This is a genomic window from Pigmentiphaga sp., from assembly GCF_033795525.1.
In the GTDB taxonomy this organism is placed as follows: domain Bacteria; phylum Pseudomonadota; class Gammaproteobacteria; order Burkholderiales; family Burkholderiaceae_B; genus Pigmentiphaga.
In genome coordinates, this window is sequence record NZ_JARYGM010000004.1 from 227,446 (window position 1) to 254,091 (window position 26,646).

Below are 26,646 nucleotides of genomic sequence, written 5' to 3' on the forward strand. Positions count from 1 at the left end.
GGACCTCCAAGCGGATGCCGATTGCACGCTCATCACGCTAAGAGTGGACTCCTGCCACGCGGCTCTGGCCCGGCGGCTGCTGCACGCCTGCCTAGGGGACAGGATAGAGCTATATACGGTTCACGACGACCTCCGTACCGGCCGCTGCACATTCCAGGTGCGGCTTCGATGCTGCTCCGTCGATACGCTGATGAGCGCCGTGATGGCGAATCTTCCAGAGGCCGAATTCGGCAATGTGTGCCGCAACGTTCACGCCTTGATTCAATGACGACGCCATTAACCGGCCGTGGGTGTCCGATCGGCGGCCTGTGGCTGCCGCTGGTTACGCCCTTGCGAGACGGCTATATCGATCTGGACGCGCTTCGCGTCCTGGCCCATCGATACGGAGCCCCGGAAATTGCCGGGCTGGTGCTTTTTGGTTCCACCGGAGAGGGCAGCCTGATGTCCGACGAGGAGAAAATCCTCGGCTTTCAGGCCGTACGGGAAGTGCTGCCGCATATGCCGATCCTGCTCGGCGCCGGCGGCGTCGATACCCGGGAACTCTGTTCGTCCATCGACAGGCTGGGCCCGCTGTGTCCCGACGGCTGGCTGGTGCCGCCGCCGTACTATCTGCGTCCGGCGCCGGCTGGCGTCATCTGGCACTATCGCCGCGTGGCGCAGGTGACGCAAGCGCCGGTCATCGTCTACGACGTTCCGCAGCGTACAGGTTGCCCGATGCCGCCGCAGCTCCTCGTACAGCTATGGCAGGAAGGCTATTGCACCGCAGTCAAGACGTGCGATCCGGGCGCCTTGCGCGCATGCCCGCCGCATGGTGGACCGCCCATTCTGTGCGGGGACGATGCCGCCTTCCTGGACCACTTCGTGCGCGGACACGCGGGCGCCATTACCGCTTCCGCGCATATACGCCCGGATCTCTTCGCCGCGGTCATGGCATGGGCGAAGGCGGGCCGGGAAGGGGAGGCCGGATGCCTCTTCCAGCCGCTGCGCGAGGTGATTTCCCTGGTGTTTGCCGAGCCCAACCCCGCGCCGTTGAAGCATTTCCTCGCCGCGCAGGGAGTGATGGAGAACGAGCTGCGGCTTCCTATGACGCCGGCCAGCGAAGACCTGGGACGCCGGCTGCTCGAAGCAGCCATGCGCCTGCCTTCGAAAGTGTCGGTCAGGAGCGGCGCCGGCATGACGGCGGGAGCGCCTCAGGCAGGAGGCGCGGGACGGTCCACGAAACCGAAGGCTGAACTGGCGGGCTCCCGCAGCAGTGCCAGCGGCGAGGCGGCAGGCGAGACGGCCGGATAGACGATGGGCGTGGACGGAGCCGGCCCGGGCGCGGCGGCACGCGGATCGGCCAGCCAGCCAGGCGGGTCGTCGAGCAGGGGACGTCCGGACGACGTGCGCATGTGTTCGAGGACCGCGGGCAGATAGCGGTCTTCCACCATGGCTGGCCCGTGCTCGGTGGCGGCATAGAGCTTGCCGTCGGCGTCGAGCGCCCATCGCTCGATACGGTCGACCGGGTGTCCGGTGTGGGTGGTCAGCCGCCCCGCCTCGTCCGACTGGCGCAGCACGAGGGGCGCGGCATCCAGCCTGACGAAGACGCGTTGCGGCCCGTTCTGGAAAAACCAGCGTCCTTGGTCGTCATGGTCGTAATTGCGCGAGATGAAGGCGAGGATGCCGGCATTGGATATCGAGACGCCAGGACCGCCGTCCAGCGCATCCCCATCGGGGTGCAGCCGCCACCGGCCCCTGGCATCCAGCGACAGCCAGCCGTAGGCGTCCGGCACGTCGGGCCAGCGCGCCATGGCGGCCAGTACGTCGCTATCCATGGCTGCCGAGACGCGACTGCGGCGTAATCTGGCGAGGATCGGTGCGCAGTTCGAGCAATGCGGGGCCGCCCGCCGAGCGCGCGCGTTCGAACGCCGCCGGGAATGCGTCTGCGCTTTCCACGCGTTCCGCATGGGCGCCGAACGAGCGGGCCAATGCCACGAAGTCGGGGTTCTGCAGCTCGGTGGCGCTGACGCGGCCGGGAAAGCGGTTTTCCTGGTGCATGCGGATGGTGCCGTACATGCCGTTGTTGACCACGATGACGACCACCGCCGCGCCGAACTGCATTGCCGTGGCCAGTTCCTGCGGGTACATCAGGAAGCAGCCGTCTCCGGCCAGGCACACCACGGTCCGTTCCGGATGGCGCAGCTTGGCCGCCACCGCGGCCGGCAGTCCATATCCCATTGCGCCGCAAGTGGGCGCAAGTTCGGTCCGCGGCTGCCGGTAACGATAGAAACGGTGCAGCCAGACGGTATAGTTGCCGGCCCCATTGGCCAATATGGCGTCGTCGGGCAACGTGCGATCCAGATAGGCGATGACCTGCCCCAGGTCGACGCCGCGCGATTCGCCTCGCGTGGGCAGCTCGCTGAAGCGGGCATGCAACTGGCCGGCTTCCCGCGTCCAGTCGTCCCATGCACGGGTTGCGGGGGGCCCGAGGCGCTTGAGCAGGGAGGCGCCCGCTTCATGGCTGGCCTGGATGCCCAGGTCCGGTTGGTAAACCCGTCCGAGTTCGGCCGCGTCCACATGCATATGGACCAGTTTCTGCGCGGGGCGCGGCGGAACCAGCAAGGTGTAGCCGTTGGTGACGATCTCGCCCAGCCGGGTACCGATGGCGAGGATCAGGTCGGCGTTCTTGACCCGCGCCCCGAGTTCGGGATTGACGCCCAGGCTCAAGTGGCCCGCGTATTGCGGCAACCGGTTGTCGAAGATGTCCTGCCGCCGGAAGGCGCACGCCACGGGCAGGTTCCAGGTACGGATGAATTCCGCGAAGTCGGCGGCTGCGCGGGAACTCCAGTTCGAACCGCCGACGATGACCAGCGGCCGCTGTGCCGCGCTGAGCAGCGCCTGCAGATGGGGGCCGGCATCCGGGGCCGGCCCGCAGGCCGTCGTGGCCGCCGTCGGTGTCGCGGCGGCCGAGCACGGCGCGCTCAGCACGTCTTCGGGTAGCGCGAGCACGACCGGGCCTGGCCGCCCCGAGGTGGCGCAGGCAAAGGCGCGGGCCACGAACTCGGGGATGCGGGCGGCGTCGTCGATGCTCGCAACCCATTTCGCGATGCCGCCGTACATGCCTTCGTAGTCGATTTCCTGGAAGGCCTCGCGTCCCCGCTGCCGCCGGGGCACCTGGCCGACGAAGAGGATGAGCGGCGTGGAATCCTGCTGGGCGATATGCACGCCTATGCTGGCGTGCGTGGCGCCAGGACCGCGTGTGACGAAGCAGATGCCCGGCCTGCCGGTGAGCTTGCCATCGGCTTCCGCCATATTGGCGGCGGCGCCCTCGTGCTTGGCGACGACCACTTCTATGCGCGCATGCGCGTGCAAGGCATCGAGCACGTCCAGGTAACTTTCACCGGGGACGCAGAAAACGCGGTCCACGCCGTTGGCGGTCAACGACTCGACCAGGAGGCGGCCTCCGGTGGTAGGAGCAAGGCCATCGGAAACCGTGTGAGTCGATATCATGCGAGCGTCCGTCCGAAGAATGCGAGCATCCGGGAAGTTTTTCGCATTGTCGGGGAAAACCTCCCCGTTGTCATGGGCAGCGGCAAGTCGGGCGGCGCGATGCCGGCCCAGCGCTCATCGGCCTGTGCGAAAGAAGCTGGCCAGCCGCTGCGGCAGCCAGTTCAGGTTGGACGGAAAGTGTCCGGTGGGGAATCCGGCGTGGCCGCCTTGCTCGGGCTGGTGCAACACGACGTGATCCGAGGCCTCGTTGACGCCAGGCAGGTAGCGGCCGGGCAGGAAAGGGTCGTTGCGCGCGTTCAGGACCAGGGTAGGAACGGCGATGCCGGCCAACAGCGGCTTGCTCGAGGCACGGGTCCAGTAATCCGTGACGTCGCGAAACCCGTGCGTGGGCGCCGTGTAGGCGTCGTCGAATTCGTAGAGATCGCGCGCGGTAGCAACCCGTATGACGTCTATGGTCCCTGGGAAACGCTGCGCTTTCTGGAGCGTCTTGGACTTCAGCGTGCGCAGGAACATATGGGTATAGATGCGGCGATTGATCAGGCCGGTGCCCAAGGCGTGTCCTCCGGCCATGAGGTCCACCGGGGCCGAGATGCCGGCCGCGGCCGCCAGCCATCCGGCTTCGCTGCCCGCTTCGCCCAGGTACTTGAGCAGCGCGTTGCCGCCCAGCGATACGCCTGCCGCGTGCCAGCGCATGCCGGGCAGCCGCTGGCGCACGGTGGCAAGCATGAACGCGATGTCGGCGGAGTCGCCTGAGTGGTAGGCGCGCGGCAGGCGGTTGGGTTCGCCCGAACAGCCACGGAAGTGAGGCACGACCACGGTCCACCCGCGGGCGCGGAAATACTGCGAGATCGACTGCGCATAATGGCTGGCGCTGCTGCCTTCGAGGCCGTGGAACAGCACCAGGGCGTTGTGCGATACCGCCGGGGTTCCGGCGGAGGCGGACAGCTGGGCGAACATGGGCGGCGTCAGCGAGGCGCCGGGACCGAACCCCGGCGCCGTCCAGTCGAAGTCGATGAAATCCCCATCCGGGGTGTCGACGCGTTCGCGCACGAACGATGTCCGGTGATGGGACGAGAATCGCGACGCGAAGATGGTTTGGCTATGTCCTTCGGGCAACCATGCGGGAGTAGGGCAGGGGGTCGTATCCAGGTAAGCGGGCATGCGGTGTTCGGCGTCGGCAACTCAATGCAATAGGTCGGGAATATCCTGCGGTTCGGTCGAACCGAGATCGTCAGGCGCCTGGGACGAATGGTGCAGGACCAGGCGCCATCCAGTGGGACCTTTATGGTAGACATTGGTTGCATAGCAGTTGACGACCTGCCTGCCCTGGGACGTGTCGACCATGAGTTGTTCCACCAGCGTATGGACGGAACTCATCATGCTTTGCACGGCATGTATCCTCGTGGCCCGTATCGGCACGGGAGAGTTGCCGAAGATCTCGCGCCACGATTCCTGTACGGCCTCGTGGCCGATCAGCCGCTGCCCGCCCGGATGGATGCAGACGATTTCCTCGTCGTCGGACCAGACCGCCATCAATTGGGCGAGGTCGCCTTGCTCGAGGGCGTCGTAGAACGCCTGTTCGGCTTCTTCTGACGTAGCGAATAGCGGCGCGCCGCGCGATTTGAGCACCATTACGCGAACACGATGGTCTTGTGGCCGTTCAAGAGAATGCGGTGCTCCACGTGCCACCGCACTGCCCGCGCCAGCACCAGGCACTCGACATCGCGGCCCACCTGGGTGAGCGCTTCCGGCGACATGCTGTGGTCCACCCGGGCGATGTCCTGCTCGATGATGGGGCCCTCGTCGAGGTCCGGCGTTACGTAGTGGGCGGTGGCCCCGATCAGCTTCACGCCGCGGTCGTGCGCCTGGTAGTAGGGCCGCGCGCCTTTGAAGCTCGGCAGGAAGCTGTGGTGGATGTTGATGGCCCGCCCGGCCAGCGCGCGGCACATGTCCGGCGACAGGATCTGCATGTAGCGCGCGAGCACGACGAGATCGATGTTCTCGCGTTCGACGATCTGCAGCACCTGCCGTTCTTGTTGTTCCTTGCCGCCCGGCGCCACCGGCAAATGGTAGAACGGCACGCCGTACGAGGCCGACAGCAGCGCAAAATCGGGATGGTTGGACACCACGGCCGGAATGTCGATGGGCAGCTGGCCGCTCTTGGCCCGGTACATCAGGTCGTTCAGGCAGTGGCCGTGCTTGCTGACCATCAGCAATACGCGCGCGCGCCGATGCGGATCGCGGATCTGCCATTGCATGGAGAAGCGTTCCGCCAGCGGAGCGAAGTCCTGGCGGACTTGCTCGGCGTCGGCACCCGGCGGCAACGAGAAGTGGACCCGCAGGAAGAACAGCTTGGTGTCTTCGTCCCCGAACTGCTGGGAATCCAGGATGTTGCAGCCGCGCTCGTACAGGAACCCCGACACGTGATACACGATGCCGGTCGTATCGGGGCAGGCAAGCGTCAGGATGTAGTCGTTGTGCTGCACAAAGGTGTCCTGTCAATAAAAGCGAAACCCCGGCAGACCGGGGCAGCGTCGGCGGTATGCAACTCGGGCTGGGGGATTAATGACTTGCCTTGGCGCCGCCTTTCAGGCGGTACTCGGCGCCGCAGTACGGACATTTGGCCGAACCGGTGGTGGCGACGTCGAGAAATACCTTGGGGTGCATATTCCATAGAGGCGTCTGCGGTCCCGGGCAAGAAATCGGAAGCTCGTCGGCATCGACTTCGATGATGGCGTTGGCAGCTTCGGTACTCATGGCTGTATCCCTGCTCAAACTTGCGTCAACCAATGACCATACTTGGGGTTGCGGCCGGCGACGAGGTCGAAGAACGCCTGTTGCAGGCGGGCGGTGACCGGGCCGCACGAGCCGGAACCGATCTTGCGGCGGTCGAGTTCCCGGATGGGCGTGACTTCGGCGGCGGTGCCGGTGAAGAAGGCTTCATCGGCGATGTAGACGTCGTCGCGGGTCAGGCGCTTGGTCACCACCTTGATTCCGAGGTCGGCGGCCAGGGTATGGATGGTCGAGCGCGTGATGCCGGTCAGGGCCGAGGCGATCTCGGGTTCGATCAGCAAGCCATCCTTGACGATGAAGATGTTTTCGCCGGATCCCTCGGCCACGAAGCCTTCGGTGTCGAGCAGCAGGGCCTCGTCATAGCCGTCCTCGGTGGCTTCCAGGTTCGCGAGGATGGAGTTCGCGTAGGTGGAGGCCAGCTTGGCGCGCGGCATCGTGACGTTGACGTGGTGGCGGGCGTAGGATGAGGTCTTGACCCGGATGCCTTTCTGCAGCGCCTCGGCGCCGAGGTAGGCACCCCATTCCCAGGCGGCCACGGCCACGTGCACCTTGGCGCCCTTGGGCGAGACGCCCATTTTTTCAGAGCCGTAGAAGGCGATCGGGCGCAGGTAGCAGGATTGCAGTTTGTTGGCGCGGACGACTTCCTTCTGGGCTTCCATCAGCGCTTCGCGGCTGTACGGGATTTCCATCTGGTAGATGTGGGCCGAGCTGAGCAGGCGATCCGTGTGTTCCTTGAGGCGGAATATCGATGTTCCGAGGTCGGTCTTATATGCGCGCACACCCTCGAATACCGCCAACCCGTAGTGCAGAGAGTGTGTAAGCACATGGGTGTTGGCTTCACGCCAGGGTACGAGCTTGCCGTCGTACCAGATGAAGCCGTCGCGGTCTGACATCGACATGATTGGGATCTCCGAAATGAACCAGATATTGTACCAATCTGCGACTGGATACAGGGCCGCGGCACGGACACGAGCCGGCCCGCCGACCGCCCCGGGGGATCCAGAGAGATTCGGGTAATCACTTACAATAGCTGCGAATCCATAACTTTACTCCTTCCCCGGCAGCTTTCGCCGCAGAACCCTCCACCTCCCCACATGCCCGATACGCCACCTCCGGCCGTTGCGCGCGGCACTTCCCAGGCAGAGCGGCGGACCGCCTTCCTGGCGGGGCTCAAGGCCATGGCGCCGACCGGCATCGCCATCGGCGTCTGGGGCGTGGTGAGCGGCGTGGCCATGGTCAAGCTCGGACTCAGTCCCGCCCTGGCGCTGGCCATGACCTTCCTGGTCTATGCCGGATCGGCCCAGTTGGCGGCGCTGCCCCTGATTGCGGCGGGCGCGCCGGTTTGGCTGGTGTTCGTGGCCGGGTGCATCGTGAACCTGCGCTTCGTCATCTTCGCCGCTGCGCTGCATCCGTATTTCAGGCATTTCTCGGCGCCGCGCCGTATCGGCCTGGGCTTCCTGACGAGCGACATCGGCTTCGTCCTGTTCATGCCCCGCTATGGCGATGCGGCAGTCAAAGGCACGCCGGAACAGACCTGGTTTTTCCTCGGCGTCGCGGCTGGCAACTGGGTAACCTGGCAGGTTTGCTCGGTGGCGGGAATCCTGCTGGGCGCCGTGGTGCCTCAAGGCTGGTCGCTGGAGTTCGCCGGGGTGCTGGCCTTGCTCGCCATCGTCGTGCCGATGGTGGCGAACTGGCCGGTGCTGGCCGCCGTGGCGGTCGCGGCGCTGGTGGGCTGGGCAGGACAGCCGCTGCCGCTGCGCCTGGGCTTGATCCTTGCCGTGGTGGCTGGCGTGTGGGCCGGCGTGATCGCCGAGAAGGCGGTGGGGCGCCGTGCGGCGCGAGGGGGGCGGGCATGACGCCGTCGAGCTGGCCGCCGGTCTCGGACGGGCTCTATATCTGGCTGGTCATCGTCGCGCTCGCGCTGTGCACAGTGATCACACGCGCGGGATTTCTTCTGCTGGGCGACCAAGTGCCATTGCCCGAGGGGGTGCGGCGGGCGCTGCGCTATGCGCCCGCGGCTGCGCTTGCCGCGGTCATCGTGCCGGACTTGCTGCCCTGGCCGGCCGGCGGCATGCCGGTGTTCGACTGGCGGGCGGTGGCCGCCCTCGTGGCCGTCGCGGTCATGCTCGCCACCCGCAGCACGATCGCGATGATCGCCGCGGGCATGGGCACGCTGTGGCTGTTGCGATGGCTGACGGGAACCTAGTGTGCCGTCATTCCGCCTGGATCTTCCGCTGCGCCACCACTGCCCGCAGCCGCTGGATGTCTTGCTCGACCCGGGCCTGGAAGGCGTCGGGCCCGGAAGCCTGGGGCGAACCCCCCCAGTCGACCAGTTGCTGGCGTATGGCCGGCATTTCGAGTACGGCGCGCAGTTCCCGGTTCAGCCGGCCTACCACCGCGGCCGGCGTGCCGGCAGGGGCGGCAATGCCTAGCCAGGATTCGAACACGACGGCAGGCAGCGTGTCGGCCACGCTGGGAACGCCTGGCAGCGCCTGGACCCCGCGGGGCGCGGTGGTGGCCAGCAACCGCACCCGGTCGGATTTGAAAAGCGGCGCGGTATTGGTCATCGTGTCGATCATCACATCCACGCGGCCGGCCAGCAGTTCGGTCATGGGGCCGGCTCCGCCCTTGAAGGGAACATGCAGCGCGCTGCCACCGCTCTCGGCCATAATCCATTCGCCGACCAGGTGCATGGCCGTGCCCACCCCCACCGACGTGTACGTGTAGCGTCCCGGTTCAGCCTTGATGCGTTGGATGAAATCGCCAAACGAACGGATGGGCGAGGCCGGCGCCACGGCCAGCGTAAGCGGGTAGGTGGTTACCGTCGAAATCCAACTGAAGCTCTTGATCGGATCGAACGGCAGGTCCTTGCGCATGGCAGCGTTAGTGCCATGGCCGCTTGTCATCAGGACCAGCGTATAGCCGTCGGGTTCGCTCTTGGCCACCTGGGCCGAGGCGATGTTGCCGCCGTCTCCCGCCCGGTTTTCCACGATGACGGCCTGGCCTAGCCGCTCGCCCAGCGGCTTGGCCACAAGTCGGGCCACCACATCGCTGCCGCCGCCGGCGGCAAAGCCGACCAGCAGCTTGATCGGTTTGGCCGGGTAGGCCGGATCGGCGAGCACAGGCGATGCCGGCACCGCCGCCAGCAGCATCGCCGCTATAAATGCGCGGCGGCGCATAGTGTTCTTGTCCATTCGGTGTCTCCTTCCTTGTATGACGGGGCAGCTCAGGCCGTCCCTTGCAGCCGGTCGGCCAGTTCGCGGCTTTTCTGTTGAAGCACGGCGCCGAGCGCCGTGCCGTTGAGGAACTCGGCTCGTTGGGCCGAGCAAACCAGGGATATCGTCCCGATCACTTCGCCTTCCACCAGAACCGGCGCGCCGTACCCTACGACGCCCGCGTCCAGGCCAGCGTGGCTGATGCAGTAGCCCGCCTTGCGTATCGCTTTCAGGCGGGCCCAGGTTTCGTCCCAGCCGGCGCTGCCGCCGTGGATCTGCTCGAACAACTTGCGCACCCGGGCGCGCGGCCAGAAAGCCAGGACGGAAAGCGACGGCGCGCCGCGGAACCAGGGCAGGCTCTTGCCGCGAAGGTAGGTCAGCGCGAGCGTCTCCACGCCCGGTTCGTGGACCACATTCAGCAGGTGTTCGCCGTATACGTTCGAAAGCAGGACGTGGCAGCCCGTTTCCTGCGCCAGCGCGCGCAATACGGGCCTGCCGGCGCGGGTGACGGGATCGGTTTCCCGGATCAGTGCCTCGAGTTCCACCACGCGGGCGCCGATGACGTAGACGCCGCGGGGCAACCGGATCAGCAGACCGGCCTTGCACAGTTCCTTCACGTAGCGATAGGTGGACGAAGGCGTGAAGCCGAAATGCGCGGCCAGGTCGTCCACGGTCCACGCGTAGCGGTCGTGGGTGTAGGCGTCGAGCAGCCGCAGCATCCGGCCAAGACTGGAGGATGCCTCGGGTTCTGGCGAGGGTCGCGCCTCCCTTCGGGCGGCCGAGCGGGAGGCGCTCATCGAACGACCCTCCTGTCGCTGCGCGACATCCTCCCCGGGGGAGGACGCGCCTCCCTTCGGGCGGCCGAGCGGGAGGCGCTCATGCCCCGTTATCGGCCAGGCCCATCCGGCGGGCCATGTCGGCGCGCCACTCGGCGCGGGGGCGGAAGCCGGGAAGCGAACGGGCGTGGCGCTCGGCCCAGGCCATCAGCTCGTCGGGAGGCAATTCGATGGGCATGGGTACCCGCATGGGCTGGGAGACATACCACGGGGTATCGACGTAGAGCTCCAGGCGGTTGCCTTCGGGGTCGCGGAAGTAGAGCGATAGCGCGTTGCCGTGCGTGACGGGAGCCAGGTCGGTGATGGGGGCGGCCTGCAGCCGACGGTGGAAATCCTGCAGGGTCTCGAGCGAGTCGGCCGTCAGCGATAACTGGTTGATCACATTGAAATCGATCTGGGCCGGCCTGCCCGCTACCAGCACGATCTGGTGATGGACGTCCGGGTCGCGGCTGGTAAATACCAGTTCGACGGGGCCATGCGGGCCGTCGAGCGTGCCCCGGTCGGTGATCGTGAAATCGAGCACCTGCGAATAGAAGTCCGCCATGCGTTGAATGTCGGTCACGAAGATGCCGACATGGCTGAAAGAAAGCCCCGGCCTTTTGCTCATTGTGGAATTGTCTCGAAAAATTGTCGATTTATAAGATTAAAAAATCCACTTTTTTTCATATTACGCTAAAACAGAAAAAATCGTCCTATGCAAAACCCTGACCGCGGCCGGCGCGGCCGTGGGCCACGCCGGCCCCGTCGCAAGGAAGGAACGGGAGGGAAAGGACAGGACGAGAGGGAAGGGACGACAGGAGGGAGTGGGGTAAGGAAGGGGTCAGGCCGCCTGGTCGCGCCGCCCGAGCACCCGTTCCCAGAGTTCGATCACAGCCGCGCGTTCGGCGGCGAGCGAGCCCTGGGGCAGGCGGGCCTTTTCCACGTCCTGCAGGCGCAGCGCATGCTGCTCGCGGCGCAGCGTGCGGTACGCATCGCCGACCCGTCCGGCCAGCTCCGCCGGGATCAGGCCGGCTTCGCCGGCAAGGCGCAGCAGCGCGATATTGCCCAGGTTCTGCACCAGGATGTCGTGTTCGCGGGCGTGCAGCAGAACCAGATACTGCGTGATGAATTCCACGTCCACCATGCCGCCGGGATCGTGCTTGACGTCGAAGTCGGGGGTACGGTTGGGGTGGCCTTCGCTGATCTTGCGCCGCATGGAGATCACTTCCTCGGCCAGCTGCCGCGCATCGCGCGGCATGAGCAGGACCTCGCGCCGGATGCGCTCGAACCGGCGGCCCACCTCCGGATCGCCCGCGGCAAAGCGCGCACGCGTAATGGCCTGGTGTTCCCAGGGCCATGCGTGTTCCTTCTGGTAGCGTTCGAACGCATCGGTCGAGATCACCATCAGGCCTGCCTGTCCGTCGGGCCGCAGCCGCAGGTCCACCTCGTACAGCCGGCCGGAGGCCGTCATGGACCCGAGCCAGGACAGGATGCGCTGTCCGAAACGGGCGTAGATCTCGCCCGCGTCCTCGCGCGGGTCTTCATACAGGAACACCAGGTCCAGGTCCGAGGCATAGCCCAGCTCCTTGCCGCCATGCTTGCCGTAGGCAATCACGGCAAAGCGCGCGGGGCTGCGGCCTTGGTCCTTGGATACCTGATACCAGACGCGCTTGAGCGTTTCCTCCAGCATGATGTCGGCCATCATGGAGAGATAGTCGCCCAGCCGCTCGACCGTCAGCTGGCCCTCGAGATCCTGCGCCAGCAAGTGGAATCCCCATTGGCGCTGGGTGTCGCGCATCAGGTCCATCTGGCGCTCGACGTCGGGCGCGCCGGTGCTGCCGATGACGCAGGCGTCCAGGTCGGCGCTGAGCTTGCGGGCCATGGCCGGCAGGTCGGGCGGTGCCAGCAGCGTACGCCAGTCCAGCAGCTCGTCCAGCAGCAGGGGGTGGCGCGTGAGGTAGCCCGCGGCCCAATCGCTGGCGGCGAAGATGCGGGCGACCCGCGCGAGCGTGTCGGGGTATTCGGCCAGCAGCGCCATGTAGGCGCTGCGCTGGGCGATGTGTTCGATCAGGTCGAACATGCGAGCGAGCGCCTGGCCGGGCGCCTTGGTCCCCGCGCAGGCGTCCACGACCGCCGGCAGCAGCGCCGCGAGCCGGCGTTGGCCGGCATCGGGCAGGCTGCGGATGCGCGGGCTGTTCAGCAGTGCGGCGGCCCGGGGCAGCAGGTGGTCGGCCTGAGCCGGCAGGCGTGTCCGGATGCGCTGGGCGAGCAGGTCCTCGGGTGCGATGTCCTGCTCGCCGGCAGGCTCGGCGTCGGCCTGGCCGAATACGCCGCGGAAAGTCGCCTCGACGAATTCGCGATGGGCGGCCAGGGTCCGCTCGAACCCGGCGGGGTCGGCAAAGCCCAGTGCGCGAGCCAGTTCGCCGCGTCGTTCCTCTTCTGCCGGCAGCAAGTGGGTCTGCTGGTCTTCGCGGTACTGGAGCGCATGCTCGACCCGGCGCAGGAAGCGGTAGGCGCTTTCGAGGCGTCCGGCATCTTCGGCCGGGATGAGGCCGGCTTCCCGCTCGGCATGCAGCGCGGCCAGCAGCCCCCGCACGCGCAGGGCAGGCGCGCGGCCACCCCGGATCAGCTGGGAGAGCTGCACCACGAATTCGATCTCGCGTATGCCGCCTTCGCCCAGTTTGATGTTGTCGGCCTGAGTGGCGTGGTCGCCGGTGCCGTTGTAGGAGCGGCGGTTCCAGTCTTCCCGTATGCGTTCGCGCAGCGCGCGCAGCGCGGCCAGCGCGTCGAAGTCGAAGTACTTGCGGTACACGAAGGGCAGGCGCAAGGCTTCGAGCTGCGCGGCCTGGGCCGCCGGGTCGCTGCCTTCGAAGGCCCGGACCTCGATGCGCCGCGCCTTCAGCCAGGCATAGCGTTCCCATTCCCGGCCCTGGGAAACCAAGTAGTTCTCGAACGCGTCCAGGCTCCAGGCCAGCGGGCCGGAGTCCCCGTCCGGGCGCAGGCGCAGGTCGGTACGGAACACCTGGCCATCGGCATCGATCTCGGAGATCACGGGCATCATGCGGCGGGTGAGGCGGCCATAGAACTCATGATGCGAGATGGGTCGGCGACCGTCGGTCTCGCCTTCGTCGCCGTATAGCATGACGAGATCGATGTCGGAGGACACGTTCAGTTCCTCGCCGCCGAGCTTGCCCATGCCGACGATCAACATTTCCTGGGGCAATCCGGACGCTGCTTCGCGCGGGATGCCGTGCGCCTCCGCCAGCTCGGTCGCCACGCTGCGATAGGCCTGCTCTATGGCGAGGTCTGCCAGCCGGGTCATGGCCGAGACCACTTCTTCGAGGGGCGCCAGGCCCGCGAGGTCGCGTGCCATGACGGTGCAGAAGACCCGTTCGCGCAGCTGGCGCAGTACCGCGCGGCAGTCGGCTACCGGCAGCGGGGCGTTGGTGTCCGCGACGCCAACGCGGGCGGTGCAAAGCTCGGCGAACCATGAGGACAGGACATGGGCGTCTACGGGCTTGGCCGCGGCCTCGGCGAGCCACCGGCCGTACTCGGGCCGGGCGTCCAGGCGCCGGCGAAGATAGCTCGACCAGGAAAGCGCGGGAGCGAGCAGCGAAGTATCTGGCATGGCGGAATATGTGGCATTGCGTAACAGAATCGTATGCCACCAAGAAGTTTTGTGCAGAAGCCAGCATAAGACAAGCCTGCCGGTATAAGCTTCAACTTTCTTGTTCTTCTTTCTGTTTCTCCGGGCCGTTGCGGTCCCCGACGGAACGTTCGTTTCGCCGTCTCTTCGTGCATATCGACCTGCCCTTTTTCTATCGCGTCGTCGTGCGGCCGCTCATCTGGCTGGTTCTGGCGGTCTATTTCCTCCTCGCGGTCGCACTGGTGGTCGTGCGCTATGCCGTGCTGCCCGCCATCGACGAGTACCGTCCGGCCATAGAACGCCTGGCAAGCCGCGCCGTCGGCGCGCCGGTCGGCATAGGGCGTATCGATGCCGAATGGCGAGGCCTGCATCCCAGCTTCGAACTGGGTTCCGTGCAAATTTCCGATCCGGCCGGCCGGCCTGCCCTGAGCCTGCCCAAGGTCGCGGGGATTTTCTCCTGGCGCAGCCTGCTGGTGTTCCAGCCGCGCCTGCTGCGCCTGGAGGTCGAGGCGCCCGAGCTCGAGCTTCGGCGCGATGAACAGGGGCGCTACTGGATCGCCGGCTGGTCCGTCGAGCTGCATGACGGCGACGGGGCCCGGCCGGGCCTGCGGTGGCTGCTTGCGCAGCGCGAAGTGATCGTCCGCGGGGCGTTGGTGCGCTGGACCGATGCCGGGCGCGGCGCGCCCCCGCTCGAGATCCGCAATGTGGCGTTCGTCATGCAGAATGCCGGGCGCCATCATCGCGCCGCCCTGCGGGCCGAGCCGCCGGCCGCCCTTGGGTCGGGGCTCGATCTGCGGGCCGATTTCACCCACAACTGGTTTGCTTTCAATGCCTCCGACCCGGACCAGTGGCGAGGGCGCGCGTATCTGTCTGCCGAGCGGCTGGATCTCGCGGGCTGGCAGCCGTGGCTGGGGTTGCCGGTCGAGCCGCAGCAAGGCACTGGCTCATTGCAGGCCTGGGCCGACTACGAAAGGGGCCGCGTGCGGACCGCCACCGCACGGCTCGCGATGCGCGACCTGCGGGTGCAACTGGCCCCGGCCCTGCCGGTGCTGGCCGTCACAGGCTTGGACGCCCAGGCGGACCTGGCTGCCACGACCGATGGCTATGCGCTCCATCTGACCGGGCTGGAAGCGCGTACCGACGATGGCGCGACGATCCGGCCCGAACGGCTGTCGGCATCCTGGCGACGCGCCGCGCCCCACGAGCCCTGGACCATGGCGTTGGATGCCGCGGGCCTGGACCTCGATACGGGCAGGCGCCTAGCCGACCGGCTGCCGTTGCCGCCGGCCGTGCGCGAGTCCCTGGCTGAATTGCAGCCCGACGGCCGCATCGAAGACTTGCATCTGGCCTGGCGCGGCCTGCCGGACACCGCTTCGGACCTGTCCGGGCGCGCCCGCTTCTCCGGCCTGTCCATGGCGGCTGCGCCCGAGCCCGCCATCAACGATGGCCACCATCCGCAGCGCCCGGGTTTCTCGAACCTGCAAGGCACGATCGAGGCCGATGAGCGCAGCGCTCGTATCGCCATCGAGGCTCGCGACGCCGTGCTGCGGTTTCCCGGCGTGTTTGCCGATCCGGACCTGCCGCTGGATACCTTGAGCGGCCAGGCAGCCGTGAGCAGGGCGCCCGACGGAGTCTGGCGGGTGGACGTGGCCGGCATCGATTTTTCGCGCAGCGGCGTGCATGGCCAGGTCAGCGGAAGCTGGACCAGCCAGGGCCGCACCCATTCCGGAACGCTCGATCTGCAGGGCAGGCTGGCGCGTGCCGACGTGCGCGAAGTCCATCGCTATATCCCCATCGTGGCGGGGGCGACGGTCCGAAGCTGGCTGCAGCGTGCGCTGGTCGCGGGCGAGGCCCAGGACGTGGACGTGCGCGTGCGGGGCGACCTCGGCGGTTTTCCGTACGGGACTGACAAGTCGGGCGAATTCCGCGTGGCCGGCAAGGTCAGCGGGGTGACGCTGGATTACCTGCCCGAACCCTTTGCCAAGGGAAACAGCTGGCCCAGGCTGGAGGAGCTCACTGGCGACCTGGTCTTCGACCGCGCTTCGATGGCGGTGGACGTGCGTTCCGGCCGTGTGCGCGTGGACCGTGCATCGACCGTGTCCATGGGGCCCACGCGTGCGCGGATCGCCCGCCTCGACCATGATCCGGTGCTCCAGATCGATGGCCAGACCCAAGGGCCTGCGCCGGCTTTCCTGGCCTTCGTCAAGGGCTCGCCGGTGGGCCGCATGATAGGCGGCGCGCTGGAAGAGGCGACTGCCAGCGGCAATTTCACCGTGCCTTTATCGCTGCGCATCCCGCTGGGCGACGGCGACGCGGACGCCGGGGAGCACGAAGTCGACGTGAAGGGCGAAGTCCGGCTGGCGGGCAATGAGTTCCGGCTTGCACCCGCCGCGCCTGCGTTGACCCGGTTGAGCGGCGTAGTGGGTTTCGACAATCACGGTATTGCCCTGCGCGAGGTGACCGGCATGGCGCTGGACGGGCCGGTGCGCTTGTCGGGCGGACCCCGGCCGGACGGCAGCAACCTGCTCGAGGCCCAGGGCACTGCCGCGGCATCGGCCCTGACGCTGTGGTGGAACGCACCCGGCATGGCGAGGTTGTCCGGGCGCACCGCATACAAGGCTTCGGTACGGATAGACCCGGGCAAGACGCCGACGCTGCTGATCGAGTCGGACCTCGTGGGTTTGGCGGCCGACCTGCCGGCGCCGCTCGGCAAGACCGCCGAGGAGGCCCGCCCCTCGCGGCTGGAGTGGAGCGGCACGCCGGCCGGCGCCGGACAGGCCAGGCGCGACTGGATCGCTGGCAGCATCGGCCCGGCCGTCAACTTGCATATCGAGCGGGACCATTACCAGGCCGGCGGGATTGCCGAAGTGCGTGGCGCGATCGGTATCAACCGGGCCGCCACGCTCAGTGGCCCGGGGCTGAGCGTGAGCGCGGAACTGCCTGAAGTCGACGTCGATGCCCTGCGCAAGGTCGCCGCGGAATTCCGTGGGCCGGCGGAAACGGCGGAGCAGGGCGCCGGAGGCGGACTACCGCAGCTGCAGTTCAATCGCATCAGCCTTTCCACGCCTGTGCTGCGCGCGCGCGGCCGGCAGCTGGACCGGGTCAGGCTGTTTGCCGTGCGGCAGGAATCGGGCCGCGATGCCAATTGGCGCGCGGACATCGAATCGGCCCAATTGGCCGGGCGGTTGTCGTGGGGCGAGCCCCGCGACGGCAAGGGCCCCAACCGGCTGAGCGCGCGCTTGTCGCGGTTGGTGATTGCCGAGGCCGGCAGCGGCGGCGAGGAAGCGGATGCGGCTCACCACGAAGCCGCCGACGAGGACGTTCCCGAAATCGACCTGGTGGCCGAGCATTTTGAATTGTTCGGCAAGGAGCTGGGGCGCCTGGAAGTGCTGGCGCACAGCTCGAACCGGGGCCGGGAATGGCGGCTGCGCAAGCTCAACGTGAAAAATCCCGAAGCCGAGCTCGACGGTACCGGCGTCTGGAAAACGGCGCCCGGGCAGGGCCGGCGTTCGATGTCCCTGGACGCGGTGCTCAAGCTGGCCGATACGGGCAAGTTCCTCGAACGCATGGGTGTGCATGGTGCCATGGCGGGCGGCAGCGGCACGCTGTCGGCCCAGGTGTCATGGCAAGGCCTGCCCTATGACCTGGACGTGCCCAGCCTGTCGGGCAAGGTAGAGCTGGCGCTGGACAAGGGGCAGTTCCTCAAGGCAGAGCCGGGCATCGCCAAGCTGCTGGGGGTGTTGTCGCTGCAATCGCTGCCGCGGCGGGTAACCCTGGATTTCCGGGATATCTTCAGCGAAGGCTTTGCCTACGACACCATACGGGCCCACGCCACCATTACCGATGGCGTGGCCCACACGGATGACTTCAAGATGAATGGTGTCAACGCCACGGTGGTCATCGCCGGCGAGACCGACCTCGAGCAGGAGACCCAGCGGTTGCAGGTCGTGGTCGTGCCCAAGCTCGATGCGGGCGCCGCTTCGCTGCTATATGGCCTGGCGGTCAACCCGGCCGTCGGGCTGAGCGTGTTCCTGGCCCAGTTGCTGCTGAAGGACCCGCTTTCCAAGGTGCTGGCCTACCAGTACGAGATTACCGGTACCTGGACCGATCCCCAGGTGCAGAAGGCAGGCAACGCCGATCCGGATGCCATCAGTCCGGAGCAGCACGGGACGCCGCCCATGGCCGAGCCGGAGCAACCGGTTGCCCCGACGCCCTAGGCGGCCGGCGCTGCGGGGCATTCTGGGCGACAATATTCCCATGCCAGCCAGGAGCCTACGCCATGACTGAAACCGCCGCGTCCTCCGCCGTTCGCGTGGCAGCCGTCCAGATGGTGTCCACGCCCGACGTCGCGCGCAATCTTGCCGATGCCGAAGCCTTGATCGCCGAAGCCGCCGACCGCGGCGCCCGACTGGTGGCCTTGCCCGAGTACTTCTGCTTCATGGGCCGCAGCGACCGCGAAAAGGTCGCCATCCGCGAACGGGAAGGCCAGGGGCCCATACAAGCGTTCCTGGCGGCCCAGGCCCGCAGGCACGGCATCTATCTGGCAGGAGGAACGCTGCCGCTCGAGTGTCCCGATCCGGACCGGGTCTACAACACGGCTTTCGTGTATGGCCCCGACGGCCGGGCCGTGGCGCGCTACGACAAAATCCACCTGTTCAGCTTTCGCCGCGGCAACGAGTCCTACGATGAATCGCTGAGCATCCGCCCCGGCACGAACCCGGTCCGCTTCCAGGCCCCGTGCGGGGAGGTAGGCCTGTCGACCTGCTACGACCTCCGCTTTCCCGAACTGTACCGGGCGCTGGGCCAGGTAGACTTGATTTTGGTGCCGGCCGCCTTTACCTATACGACAGGGCAGGCTCACTGGGAAATCCTGCTGCGGGCGCGTGCCATCGAGAACCAATGCTACGTGCTGGCGCCGGCCCAGGGCGGCGTACATCCCAACGGCCGCCGCACCTGGGGCCATACCATGCTGGTCGATCCCTGGGGCGAGGTGCAGAACCTGCTGCCCGACGGGCCCGGGATCGTGGACGGCGTTGTCGATCCCGGGCGCATCGCCGATGTACGGGCGTCGCTGCCGGCATTGCGCCATCGTGTACTGTAGAGTCTGGATTCCCCTGCGGCGTGCCGCGTCTCCGAACGAAATCCTTATCAGCCATTCATGCAACCCGTAGAACCGAACATCCAATCGCTGGCAACCGCCAAGTCCCTGCTGCTCGATCCCTGGGGCCTGACCGAAGCGGACCTGTCCCGGGCCCTGGGCGAAATCTTCGTCCACAAGGTCGACTACGCCGACCTCTATTTCCAGTACACGCGCAGCGAGGGCTGGAGCCTGGAGGAAGGCATCGTCAAGACCGGCAGTTTCTCCATCGAGCAGGGGGTAGGCGTACGTGCCCTGAGCGGCGAGAAAACCGCCTTCGCCTATTCGGATACGCTGTCCCGGGACGCGCTCCTGTCGTCGGCCCACGCGGTTCGTTCCATCGCCCGCCGCGGCGCCGGCAAGACCAAGGTGGCCGGCCGCTACCGACAAGCCGATGCCCGCTCGCTCTATCTGCCTCAAGACCCGTTGACCTCCTTGTCCGCCCCTGAAAAGGTCGCGCTGCTGGAGCGCGTCGAAAAGATGGCGCGCGCCAAGGATCCCCGGGTAGTCCAGGTGATGGCCGGGCTGGGAGCCGAATACGACGTCATTCTTGTCGCCGGCAGCGATGGGCGGCTGGCCGCGGACGTCAGGCCGCTGGTGCGCCTGTCGCTGACCGTGATCGCCGAACAGAACGGCCGCCGCGAAGCGGGGCATGGCGGCGGAGGGGGGCGGACCGGCTTCGACTATTTCACGGACGAGCTGCTCGCCCAGTATGTGGACCGCGCGGTGCACGAAGCGCTGGTCAACCTCGAGGCGCGCCCGGCGCCGGCAGGGGAGATGACCGTGGTGCTCGGCTCGGGGTGGCCCGGCATCCTGCTGCACGAAGCGGTGGGCCACGGACTGGAGGGAGACTTCAACCGCAAGGGGTCGAGCGTCTTTTCCGGCCGCATCGGCGAGCGCGTCGCTTCCAAGGGCGTGACTGTCGTCGACGACGGCACCATTCCCGGCCGCCGCGGCTCCTTGAACGTCGACGACGAAGGCAACGTGTCGCAGCGCAACGTGCTGATCGAAGACGGCATCCTGCGCGGCTACATGCAGGACTCGCTGAACGCGCGGCTGATGAAGACCCCGGTCACGGGGAACGGCCGCCGCGAATCGTTCGCCCACCTGCCCATGCCGCGCATGACCAACACCTACATGCTGGCGGGCGACAAGGATCCGGAGGAAATCGTGCGCTCGGTCAAGCGCGGCCTCTATGCCGTCAACTTCGGCGGCGGGCAGGTCGACATTACCAACGGCAAGTTCGTCTTCTCGACCTCCGAGGCCTACATGATCGAAGACGGCAGGATCACTCATCCTGTCAAGGGTGCGACCCTGATCGGCAACGGCCCGGACGCAATGACCCGGGTCAGCATGATAGGCAACGACATGCGCCTCGATTCCGGCGTGGGCACCTGCGGCAAGGACGGCCAGAGCGTGCCGGTCGGCGTGGGGCAGCCCACGCTGAAGATGGAAGGGCTGACGGTGGGCGGCACGGCCTGATCGTTTTGGCTGTGGCGGCCCCAGCGAGCTGCCACGGCCACGGCTTGGTCCTTTCTTTTTCCCAGTGCTCCCGCTACTCGGGGGTATCTGCGTCTCTCGCCATCAAGGCCTCGCCTCTTCGGTACCCTCGCTCGTATTGACCGGTCGCCCGCAACGCCGCGCGGCCGGTACGTCCTTCCTGTACTGAGCGCAAACCACTTCTTCGATCGGACGCCCGACGCATTGCCGGTCCGCCAGGCCTGGGCGCCGCTTTGAGAAAACGGTTGACTCTGATGAATCAAGTATGTAATTTAAGTGCGATATTTGAATAAGCTCCTTTTGTGCGATAAATCCATCTGAGGGGAATCGCGGCGCTCGCTGTGTCGGGAGAAACCTATGCGCCTGTACGGTTGGTGGGTGCGCGGCTGTGCCGCGTGGCTTTGCGTGGTGGCGGGGTGGGCGGTAGCGGCGGCCGAAACACCGTATCCCGACAAACCCGTACGTCTGGTCGTGCCGTATCCGCCGGGCGGCTCCTTGGACATCATTGGCCGGGTCCTGGCGCAGAAGCTGGGAGCCGGCCTGGGACAAACCGTCGTGGTAGAGAACCGCGCCGGCGCGTCGGGTGCCATCGGCACGCAGGTCGTCGCACGGTCTTCGCCCGACGGCTACATGCTGTTGATGGGATCACCCACGCCGATTTCCATCCTGCCCAATATTTCCCCCGCCGTTAAGTACGACGTCGTACGCGATCTGGCTCCGGTAGGCCTGGTCGCGACGGGGCCGCACGTACTGGTGATCGGAAGCCGCACGCCTGCGCGCAATGTGCAGGAGTTCGTCGCATACGCCAAGGCGCAGGGTACGCCTGTCAGCTTCGGGACCTTCCTGGGTTCGCCGCAGGATCTTGCCGGCTACATCTTCGCGCGTGATACCGGCATCCAATTGCAGCGGGTGTCGTACCGCGGCAGCGGTCCTGCCTTGAACGATCTCGCCAGCGGCGTCATCCAGTTCATGGTGGTGGAGCTGGCCGCTGCACTGCCTTTCCTGGAAAGCGGTCACCTGCGCGCGATCGGCATTGCCTCTCCCCGGCGCAGCCCGGTGCTGCCCGAGTTGCCGACGGTGGCCGAGCAGGGCCTGGCCGGTTTCGAGAGCGGAGGCTGGTTCGGCGTATTCGCGCGGGCCGGGACGCCGGAGCCCGTGCTCGATCGCCTGGCCAGCGAAGTGCAGCGCGCCGTTTCCGATCCCGAGGTCAAGGCCAAGCTGGCCAGCGTGGGCGTCACGGCGGCCAGCAGCAGCCGGGCCGAGTTCGCCGCGCACGTCAGGGAAGAAGGCGTGAAGTGGCAGCGCGCGGTGGCCGAGTTCGGCATCAAGCCCTCGGAGTGAGGCCGGCCCGCCTTTTCCGATTCACCATGGAGCTATCCCATGTCCGATGTCTACCAGCAAACCATCGATCATCCTTCGGCGTGGAAAGGCGCCGACATCCAGGATGCCGACGACTGGATCCATCATTTGAGCAAGCAGGACCTCGACGAGCTGGATGCCGCGCTGCGCAACGTCCGCGCCCTGGGGCTCGACTTGCCGCGTATCGGCCGCGAGACCTTCCCCTTGCCTACGCTGTCGGCGCGGCTGGCGCTCTGGTCAGAGGAAATCGAGCGCGGGCGGGGCTTCGTGCTGGTGCGCGGATTCCCCGCGCAGAACTACGCGCCCGACGACGTCGAAGCAGTCTTCTGGGGCATCGGTACCTATCTCGGGTTGCCGGTCACCCAGAACCCCAAGGGGGAACTGATGGGACACGTCAAGGACTACGGACGCAAGTTCGGGAATCTGGACGTACGGGGCTACGAGACCAACGCCCATCTTCCTTTCCATACCGATGGCTGCGACCTGGTCGGGCTGATGTGTTTGCGGCGTGCCAAGTCGGGCGGGCGCAGCAGCATCGTCAGCGCACTGGCCCTGCATAACGAGATACGCGAGCACCACCCGGAGTTCCTGCCGGTGCTGTATCGGGGCTTCTACTACATCAAGCGCGAAGCCGCCATGACCGACGACCCGGTGACTGCCGCCCGTATTCCCGTGTTCGGCCAGGTCGACGGCGTGGTCAGCTGCCGCTACGTCCGCGCGCAGATCGAAGCGGCCAATACGCGTACCGGAACCACGCTGACGGACCTGGAGCGCGCCGCACTCGATTGCATGGACCGTCTGGCCGCCGACCCCCGCTTTCATCTCGACATGGATCTGCAGCCCGGCGACATGCAGCTGTGCAACAACTACACCATCCTGCATTCGCGGACGCACTTCGAAGACTGGCCTGAGCCCGAGCGCCGGCGGCACATGCTGCGCTTGTGGCTGAGCTGCCGGCAGCGCCGCCCGCTGGCGGCCGGTTTTCCCCAGCACAACGGCTACGGTCTCGGCCAGATCGCTGAAGTCGCATTCAGTGCCTGATGCGGGTCACCGTGGTTTCTTTCGACGTTCCTGTTGCGAGAGCGAAATGTCTTCAAGAAGCGTGTTTGCGGGGACGGCCCTGGCCTTGGCGGGTTGTCTTGCCGCTTTGCCGGCTGCCGGCGCCGATTCGTATCCCAGCCGTCCCGTCCGCCTGATCGTGCCCTATGCGCCGGGGGGGCCGGTGGATGTCATCGGCCGCCTGGTCGCGAAGACGCTGGGCGAGGCCGTGGGCCAGAACGTCTATGTGGACAACCGTCCCGGCGGTTCCGGGACGGTGGGCACGCTGGCGGCCATTCATTCGCCCCCCGATGGATATACGCTGCTGGTCGGGTCGACCGCCACGATTTCCATCCTGCCGTCGATGAAGGCCGATGTCGGCTACGATCCGCAGCGAGACCTGGTGCCCATCAGCGTGGTGGCAACCGGCGTCCACATTTTTGCGGTCCATCCCAAGGTGCCGGTGGACGACATGCCCGGCTTCATCCGTTATGCCAAGGCGCAGTCCGTGCCGTTGGCCGCAGCCGCCGGCGGGGCCGGCACGCCGGACGATCTGGCGCTCTACCTGCTGGAAAAGGAAGCGGACATTTCTCTTGCGCACGTGCCCTACAAAGGCACCGGCCCGGCGATCGCCGACGTGGTGGCCGGGCATGTGCCGGTGGTTGCGGCCGATGTTTCGGCGCTGCTGCCGTTCCTCGAGGCCGGCCGGCTCAAGCCCCTGGGCATCGCCGCGCTGCAGCGCAATCCGTTGGTGCCTACCGTGCCTACGGCGCATGAACAGGGTTTGAAGGGATTCGAGAGCGGCGGGTGGTTCGGCGTGTTCGCGCCCGCCGGTACGCCAGCCGCGGTGGTGGAAACGCTGTCCACGAAACTGGCCGCCAAAATGGCGCAGCCCGAAGTGCAGGAGCGGCTGCGTGCGGCCGGCGTGCTGCCTGTAGGCACCGATGCCTCCACCGCGCGGGAGCGGGTGCGCAAGGAGACCGAGAAGTGGCGTACGCTGATCCGCAACGCCAACCTGCGGATCGAATGACCGAATGAAAGGGCCCGCCTGGGCGGGCCGCGCATATCAGGCGTCGGGCAGCTCGCGTTCGATGTCGCCCTCGACCAGCACCACCCGGCATTTCGTCACCGGTTGGCGGATGGCCTTGGCCTGCGCGTATTCGGGTGAGTTCCACCACCGCATGGCCTGCTCGACGGAATCGAATTCCGTCACGACCATGCGCTTGACGTTGCCTTCTCCCTCCAGCAGCCGGGGATTGCCGCCGCGCACCAGGTAGCGGCCTCCGTACTTCTCCTTGGAAAGCGCTACCAGCGGCAGGTAGCGCTTCATCGGTTCCGTGTCCAGCCATTCGATTTCACTGATCAGATAGCAGCTCATCTATGCCTCGCTATGCATGGGCCGCGCGCCGCGGCCCGCCATGGAAAAGCCCGGCCGGCGGCCGGGCAGCGTGAAAGGGCGGGGGACGCCTAGTCGACTCGTTGGCGATCCAGGCTGGGCCAGATACGATTCCAGACCCGGCCGAGTATCTCGCCGCAGCTCAACTCCTGGCCGCGGGCGATCGTGTTGTGGAGGACCGGTTCATTGAACTCGCCCGTATTCTTCACCAGCGGTTCGATGCGGGTGTCGTAGTCGGGCATCAGGAAGTAGGGTACGGAATAGCGCTCCAGGCCGGAGCGGTTTACCACCCGGTGAGGCGTGGCGAGGAAGATGCCGTCGCTCCACAGCTTCATCATTTCGCCCAGGTTGATGACGAAGCTGCCCGGAATCGGCGGCACGGCTATCCATTCGCCGCTTCTGCCAAGGATCTCCAGGCCGCCCACCGTATCCTGCGAAAGAATGGTGAATGCCCCGTTGTCGGTGTGCGGGCGCACGCCTATGTGGTCTCCCGAGTCCGTCGGCTGCTGCGGCGGATAGTGCAGCAGCCGCATCATGGTCATGGGGTCATTGAAATAGCGGCGCAGCCGTCCTTCCGGCAGGCCCAGTCCGAGTTCGAACAGACTGAGCATGCGGTATGCCAGATCGTCGACCTGGGCGTAGTAGCGCAGCAGCGTATCGCGGAACCCCGGCAGGTCTTCCGGCCACTGGTTGGGCCCGCGCAGCGGCTTGCCGTCGGCCACGGAGGGATGCGTGGGATCGCGTTCGAGGTAGAAGTGGAACGCCTCGTGGATATTGCCTTTCAGCGCAGGGTCGTCGCCCAGCGTCTTCATGGGCAGGTATCCGCGGTAGTCGCGGGACTTCGCCATGGCGATCGCCTGCTTGCGCTCCGGCGACAGCGCGAAGAACTCGCGCGCAGCTGCGAACGGCGCTTCCATGTCCTCTGGCGTCAGCCCGTGATTGACGACGTAGAAAAAGCCGATGTCCCGACAGACTTCGGCCATCTCGGTGGCCAGCTGCGCTTTTTCCTCGGGGCTGCCGCCATGCATGGCGGCGAGGTCCACCACCGGCACTTCGGCCGTGGAGATTTGCTTGGATAGAGGTAAGGCCATGGATGTCTCCCACTAGAGAGTGAAGCGGCTTGCGCTGCAAGTTCCGCGGATGAGGGACGGCTTAGTCGAGGCGGGCGCCGGAAAGCCGGATCCGCTCCGACCACTGCGCCAATTCGCTTCGAATGAAGTTTCCGAATTCTTCCGGCGTCGATCCCCGGATCTGGAACCCGGCGTCGAGGAATTGCTTGCGCAGGGCAGGATCGTCCAGGGCCTTGAGCGTTTCGCGGCTCAGTCTTCGAACGATGGCATCCGGGGTGCCGGCCGGCACAAGCAGGCCGTACCAGGGTTCGATGGCTATGCCGGGAAAGCCCGACTCCGCCAGGGTAGGTACCTGGGGAAGATCGGGAGATCGCTGTTCGCCGTCGACGGCCAGCGCCTTCAGTTTGCCCTCGCGCAGATAGGGCATCGCGCTCGGCAGGCCGACATACATGATGTCTACTTCGCCGCGCATGAGGTCGATCAGCGCGGGCGCAATCCCCTTGTAGGGAACATGCGTCATCTGCGTGTGGGACGAGAGCTGCAGCAGCGCACCGGCGACATGGGCGCCGCTGCCGTTGCCCAGCGAGGCGTAGCGGATCGTCTCGGGCTGGCTGCGCGCCCGTCGCACCAGTTCAGCGACGGTGGAGAACGGCGCATGGGGCGATGCCACCAGGCTGTTGCGCTGGTAGGCGATCTGGCCGATGGGGCGGAAATCGGCTACCGCGTCGTAGCCCGTCGACTTGTACAGGGCGGGATTGCCTCCGTGGGTATTGTTGGTACCCAAAAGCAGCGTGTACCCATCGGGGCGGGCGCGTGCGACGTGGGCAGCGCCGATGTTGCCGGTAGCCCCGGGCCGGTTCTCCACGGCAACGGGCTGGCCGAGCGAGTCGGAAAGTGTCTTGCCCAGCACCCGGGCGATGAGATCGGTCGGGCCGCCGGCGGGGAAGGGCACCACCATGGTCAGCGCCCGGTTCGGATAGCTCGTCTGCGCTGGCGCAGATGCGTGTGGAGCACAGCCCAGCGCCACTGCCAATAGCGGGAGTGCCGTACGGACAACCAAGACCATGTTCATCCTTCCCGTTCACATGATGATAAGTGCTGCAGCCGGCATTTATCATACTTTGAAACCATACTTTTGTGCATCAATGCTTTTGTACGACTTGACGTGCCGGCCGATGTGGCCGTGCC

At 66.6% G+C, this 26,646-nt stretch carries 23 protein-coding genes; 9 read left to right on the forward strand and 14 right to left on the reverse strand.

Features of this window, described 5'->3' with window-relative positions:
* The first annotated feature begins 264 nt into the window (after nucleotides 1-264).
* Nucleotides 265-1,290: a dihydrodipicolinate synthase family protein gene (locus QHC78_RS13355; protein WP_319745286.1), complete on the forward strand. Its 1,026-nt coding sequence runs from the start codon at nucleotides 265-267 to the stop codon at nucleotides 1,288-1,290.
* Here QHC78_RS13355 and QHC78_RS13360 read toward each other — a convergent pair.
* The 7 genes from QHC78_RS13360 to QHC78_RS13390 all read right to left on the reverse strand — a co-directional run bounded on the left by QHC78_RS13360 (nucleotide 1,191) and on the right by QHC78_RS13390 (nucleotide 7,181).
* Nucleotides 1,191-1,814, reverse strand: a complete 624-nt coding sequence (locus tag QHC78_RS13360) for a DUF2946 family protein (RefSeq protein WP_319745288.1) — start codon at nucleotides 1,812-1,814, stop codon at nucleotides 1,191-1,193. The genes QHC78_RS13355 and QHC78_RS13360 overlap by 100 nt on opposite strands.
* Nucleotides 1,807-3,489: a thiamine pyrophosphate-binding protein gene (locus QHC78_RS13365; protein WP_319745291.1), complete on the reverse strand. Its 1,683-nt coding sequence runs from the start codon at nucleotides 3,487-3,489 to the stop codon at nucleotides 1,807-1,809. Before QHC78_RS13365 ends, QHC78_RS13360 begins: the two co-directional genes overlap by 8 nt.
* Before the next feature lie 114 nt (nucleotides 3,490-3,603).
* Nucleotides 3,604-4,650, reverse strand: coding sequence for a YheT family hydrolase (locus QHC78_RS13370; RefSeq protein WP_319745293.1), 1,047 nt, complete (start codon nucleotides 4,648-4,650; stop codon nucleotides 3,604-3,606).
* A 21-nt stretch (nucleotides 4,651-4,671) separates the two neighbouring features.
* Nucleotides 4,672-5,121 carry a YybH family protein gene (locus tag QHC78_RS13375; protein WP_319745295.1) on the reverse strand — a complete coding sequence of 150 codons (450 nt, stop codon included), beginning with the start codon at nucleotides 5,119-5,121 and terminating at the stop codon, nucleotides 4,672-4,674.
* On the reverse strand, nucleotides 5,121-5,975 hold the full coding sequence (gene purU / locus QHC78_RS13380; protein ID WP_319745296.1) for a formyltetrahydrofolate deformylase: 855 nt from the start codon (nucleotides 5,973-5,975) through the stop codon (nucleotides 5,121-5,123). The genes QHC78_RS13375 and purU overlap by 1 nt, the downstream gene beginning before the upstream one ends.
* 76 nt (nucleotides 5,976-6,051) lie before the next feature.
* A complete protein-coding gene (locus QHC78_RS13385) occupies nucleotides 6,052-6,246 on the reverse strand; it encodes a zinc-finger domain-containing protein (protein ID WP_319745298.1) in 195 nt (64 codons plus the stop codon).
* A 14-nt stretch (nucleotides 6,247-6,260) separates the two neighbouring features.
* Nucleotides 6,261-7,181 (reverse strand): branched-chain amino acid transaminase, encoded by a 921-nt coding sequence (locus tag QHC78_RS13390; RefSeq protein WP_319745300.1) that lies wholly within the window; start codon nucleotides 7,179-7,181, stop codon nucleotides 6,261-6,263.
* Between the two features lie 195 nt (nucleotides 7,182-7,376).
* Between QHC78_RS13390 and QHC78_RS13395 the strand changes: the two genes are divergently transcribed.
* Together QHC78_RS13395 and QHC78_RS13400 are read left to right on the forward strand one after the other, a co-directional pair.
* The gene (locus tag QHC78_RS13395) at nucleotides 7,377-8,138 is read left to right on the forward strand and encodes an AzlC family ABC transporter permease (RefSeq protein WP_319745302.1); all 762 of its coding nucleotides are present in this window, start codon (nucleotides 7,377-7,379) and stop codon (nucleotides 8,136-8,138) included.
* Nucleotides 8,135-8,488 carry an AzlD domain-containing protein gene (locus QHC78_RS13400; RefSeq protein ID WP_319745304.1) on the forward strand — a complete coding sequence of 118 codons (354 nt, stop codon included), beginning with the start codon at nucleotides 8,135-8,137 and terminating at the stop codon, nucleotides 8,486-8,488. Before QHC78_RS13395 ends, QHC78_RS13400 begins: the two co-directional genes overlap by 4 nt.
* A 7-nt stretch (nucleotides 8,489-8,495) precedes the next feature.
* Here the strand turns inward: QHC78_RS13400 and QHC78_RS13405 are convergent, their stop codons facing one another.
* From QHC78_RS13405 to glnE, 4 genes are all read right to left on the reverse strand, one after another.
* On the reverse strand, nucleotides 8,496-9,476 hold the full coding sequence (locus QHC78_RS13405) for a Bug family tripartite tricarboxylate transporter substrate binding protein (protein ID WP_319745306.1): 981 nt from the start codon (nucleotides 9,474-9,476) through the stop codon (nucleotides 8,496-8,498).
* A 32-nt stretch (nucleotides 9,477-9,508) separates the two neighbouring features.
* Nucleotides 9,509-10,294, reverse strand: coding sequence for an IclR family transcriptional regulator (locus tag QHC78_RS13410; protein WP_319745308.1), 786 nt, complete (start codon nucleotides 10,292-10,294; stop codon nucleotides 9,509-9,511).
* A gap of 79 nt (nucleotides 10,295-10,373) precedes the next feature.
* Complete coding sequence (locus QHC78_RS13415) at nucleotides 10,374-10,940, reverse strand: VOC family protein (protein WP_319745310.1); 567 nt, start codon at nucleotides 10,938-10,940, stop codon at nucleotides 10,374-10,376.
* A gap of 213 nt (nucleotides 10,941-11,153) precedes the next feature.
* Entirely contained in the window at nucleotides 11,154-13,940 is a 2,787-nt protein-coding gene (glnE, locus tag QHC78_RS13420; RefSeq protein ID WP_319745312.1) for a bifunctional [glutamate--ammonia ligase]-adenylyl-L-tyrosine phosphorylase/[glutamate--ammonia-ligase] adenylyltransferase, read from the reverse strand.
* 167 nt (nucleotides 13,941-14,107) lie between these two features.
* Here glnE and QHC78_RS13425 point away from each other — a divergent pair, with 167 nt between their 5' ends.
* From QHC78_RS13425 to QHC78_RS13450, 6 genes are all read left to right on the forward strand, one after another.
* Complete coding sequence (locus QHC78_RS13425) at nucleotides 14,108-18,175, forward strand: YhdP family protein (RefSeq protein WP_319745314.1); 4,068 nt, start codon at nucleotides 14,108-14,110, stop codon at nucleotides 18,173-18,175.
* Nucleotides 18,176-18,237: 62 nt separating this feature from the next.
* On the forward strand, nucleotides 18,238-19,059 hold the full coding sequence (locus QHC78_RS13430; protein WP_319745316.1) for a carbon-nitrogen hydrolase family protein: 822 nt from the start codon (nucleotides 18,238-18,240) through the stop codon (nucleotides 19,057-19,059).
* A gap of 57 nt (nucleotides 19,060-19,116) precedes the next feature.
* Complete coding sequence (gene tldD / locus QHC78_RS13435) at nucleotides 19,117-20,577, forward strand: metalloprotease TldD (RefSeq protein WP_319745317.1); 1,461 nt, start codon at nucleotides 19,117-19,119, stop codon at nucleotides 20,575-20,577.
* 375 nt (nucleotides 20,578-20,952) lie between these two features.
* Nucleotides 20,953-21,936 (forward strand): Bug family tripartite tricarboxylate transporter substrate binding protein, encoded by a 984-nt coding sequence (locus tag QHC78_RS13440; protein ID WP_319745318.1) that lies wholly within the window; start codon nucleotides 20,953-20,955, stop codon nucleotides 21,934-21,936.
* 39 nt (nucleotides 21,937-21,975) lie between these two features.
* Entirely contained in the window at nucleotides 21,976-22,995 is a 1,020-nt protein-coding gene (locus QHC78_RS13445) for a TauD/TfdA family dioxygenase (RefSeq protein ID WP_319745319.1), read from the forward strand.
* A 46-nt stretch (nucleotides 22,996-23,041) separates the two neighbouring features.
* Entirely contained in the window at nucleotides 23,042-24,022 is a 981-nt protein-coding gene (locus QHC78_RS13450) for a Bug family tripartite tricarboxylate transporter substrate binding protein (protein ID WP_319745320.1), read from the forward strand.
* 36 nt (nucleotides 24,023-24,058) lie between these two features.
* Here QHC78_RS13450 and QHC78_RS13455 read toward each other — a convergent pair whose 3' ends face one another.
* The 3 genes from QHC78_RS13455 to QHC78_RS13465 all read right to left on the reverse strand — a co-directional run bounded on the left by QHC78_RS13455 (nucleotide 24,059) and on the right by QHC78_RS13465 (nucleotide 26,524).
* On the reverse strand, nucleotides 24,059-24,370 hold the full coding sequence (locus QHC78_RS13455) for a DUF1330 domain-containing protein (RefSeq protein WP_319745321.1): 312 nt from the start codon (nucleotides 24,368-24,370) through the stop codon (nucleotides 24,059-24,061).
* Nucleotides 24,371-24,459: 89 nt separating this feature from the next.
* On the reverse strand, nucleotides 24,460-25,479 hold the full coding sequence (locus QHC78_RS13460; RefSeq protein ID WP_319745322.1) for an isopenicillin N synthase family dioxygenase: 1,020 nt from the start codon (nucleotides 25,477-25,479) through the stop codon (nucleotides 24,460-24,462).
* 61 nt (nucleotides 25,480-25,540) lie between these two features.
* Nucleotides 25,541-26,524 (reverse strand): Bug family tripartite tricarboxylate transporter substrate binding protein, encoded by a 984-nt coding sequence (locus QHC78_RS13465; RefSeq protein ID WP_319745323.1) that lies wholly within the window; start codon nucleotides 26,522-26,524, stop codon nucleotides 25,541-25,543.
* Between the last annotated feature and the right edge of the window lie 122 nt (nucleotides 26,525-26,646).

Bases quoted from the DNA above. Each gene is read 5' to 3' on its own strand.
- QHC78_RS13440 (WP_319745318.1), top strand. From the start codon at position 20,953: ATGCGCCTGTACGGTTGGTGGGTGCGCGGCTGTGCCGCGTGGCTTTGC.
- QHC78_RS13405 (WP_319745306.1), bottom strand. From the start codon at position 9,476: ATGGACAAGAACACTATGCGCCGCCGCGCATTTATAGCGGCGATGCTG.
- QHC78_RS13415 (WP_319745310.1), bottom strand. From the start codon at position 10,940: ATGAGCAAAAGGCCGGGGCTTTCTTTCAGCCATGTCGGCATCTTCGTG.
- QHC78_RS13430 (WP_319745316.1), top strand. From the start codon at position 18,238: ATGACTGAAACCGCCGCGTCCTCCGCCGTTCGCGTGGCAGCCGTCCAG.
- QHC78_RS13410 (WP_319745308.1), bottom strand. From the start codon at position 10,294: ATGAGCGCCTCCCGCTCGGCCGCCCGAAGGGAGGCGCGACCCTCGCCA.
- QHC78_RS13355 (WP_319745286.1), top strand. From the start codon at position 265: ATGACGACGCCATTAACCGGCCGTGGGTGTCCGATCGGCGGCCTGTGG.
- glnE (WP_319745312.1), bottom strand. From the start codon at position 13,940: ATGCCAGATACTTCGCTGCTCGCTCCCGCGCTTTCCTGGTCGAGCTAT.
- QHC78_RS13395 (WP_319745302.1), top strand. From the start codon at position 7,377: ATGCCCGATACGCCACCTCCGGCCGTTGCGCGCGGCACTTCCCAGGCA.
- QHC78_RS13360 (WP_319745288.1), bottom strand. From the start codon at position 1,814: ATGGATAGCGACGTACTGGCCGCCATGGCGCGCTGGCCCGACGTGCCG.
- QHC78_RS13385 (WP_319745298.1), bottom strand. From the start codon at position 6,246: ATGAGTACCGAAGCTGCCAACGCCATCATCGAAGTCGATGCCGACGAG.
- QHC78_RS13365 (WP_319745291.1), bottom strand. From the start codon at position 3,489: ATGATATCGACTCACACGGTTTCCGATGGCCTTGCTCCTACCACCGGA.
- QHC78_RS13400 (WP_319745304.1), top strand. From the start codon at position 8,135: ATGACGCCGTCGAGCTGGCCGCCGGTCTCGGACGGGCTCTATATCTGG.
- QHC78_RS13390 (WP_319745300.1), bottom strand. From the start codon at position 7,181: ATGTCGATGTCAGACCGCGACGGCTTCATCTGGTACGACGGCAAGCTC.
- QHC78_RS13370 (WP_319745293.1), bottom strand. From the start codon at position 4,650: ATGCCCGCTTACCTGGATACGACCCCCTGCCCTACTCCCGCATGGTTG.
- QHC78_RS13375 (WP_319745295.1), bottom strand. From the start codon at position 5,121: ATGGTGCTCAAATCGCGCGGCGCGCCGCTATTCGCTACGTCAGAAGAA.
- QHC78_RS13460 (WP_319745322.1), bottom strand. From the start codon at position 25,479: ATGGCCTTACCTCTATCCAAGCAAATCTCCACGGCCGAAGTGCCGGTG.
- tldD (WP_319745317.1), top strand. From the start codon at position 19,117: ATGCAACCCGTAGAACCGAACATCCAATCGCTGGCAACCGCCAAGTCC.
- QHC78_RS13465 (WP_319745323.1), bottom strand. From the start codon at position 26,524: ATGGTCTTGGTTGTCCGTACGGCACTCCCGCTATTGGCAGTGGCGCTG.
- QHC78_RS13445 (WP_319745319.1), top strand. From the start codon at position 21,976: ATGTCCGATGTCTACCAGCAAACCATCGATCATCCTTCGGCGTGGAAA.
- QHC78_RS13455 (WP_319745321.1), bottom strand. From the start codon at position 24,370: ATGAGCTGCTATCTGATCAGTGAAATCGAATGGCTGGACACGGAACCG.
- QHC78_RS13450 (WP_319745320.1), top strand. From the start codon at position 23,042: ATGTCTTCAAGAAGCGTGTTTGCGGGGACGGCCCTGGCCTTGGCGGGT.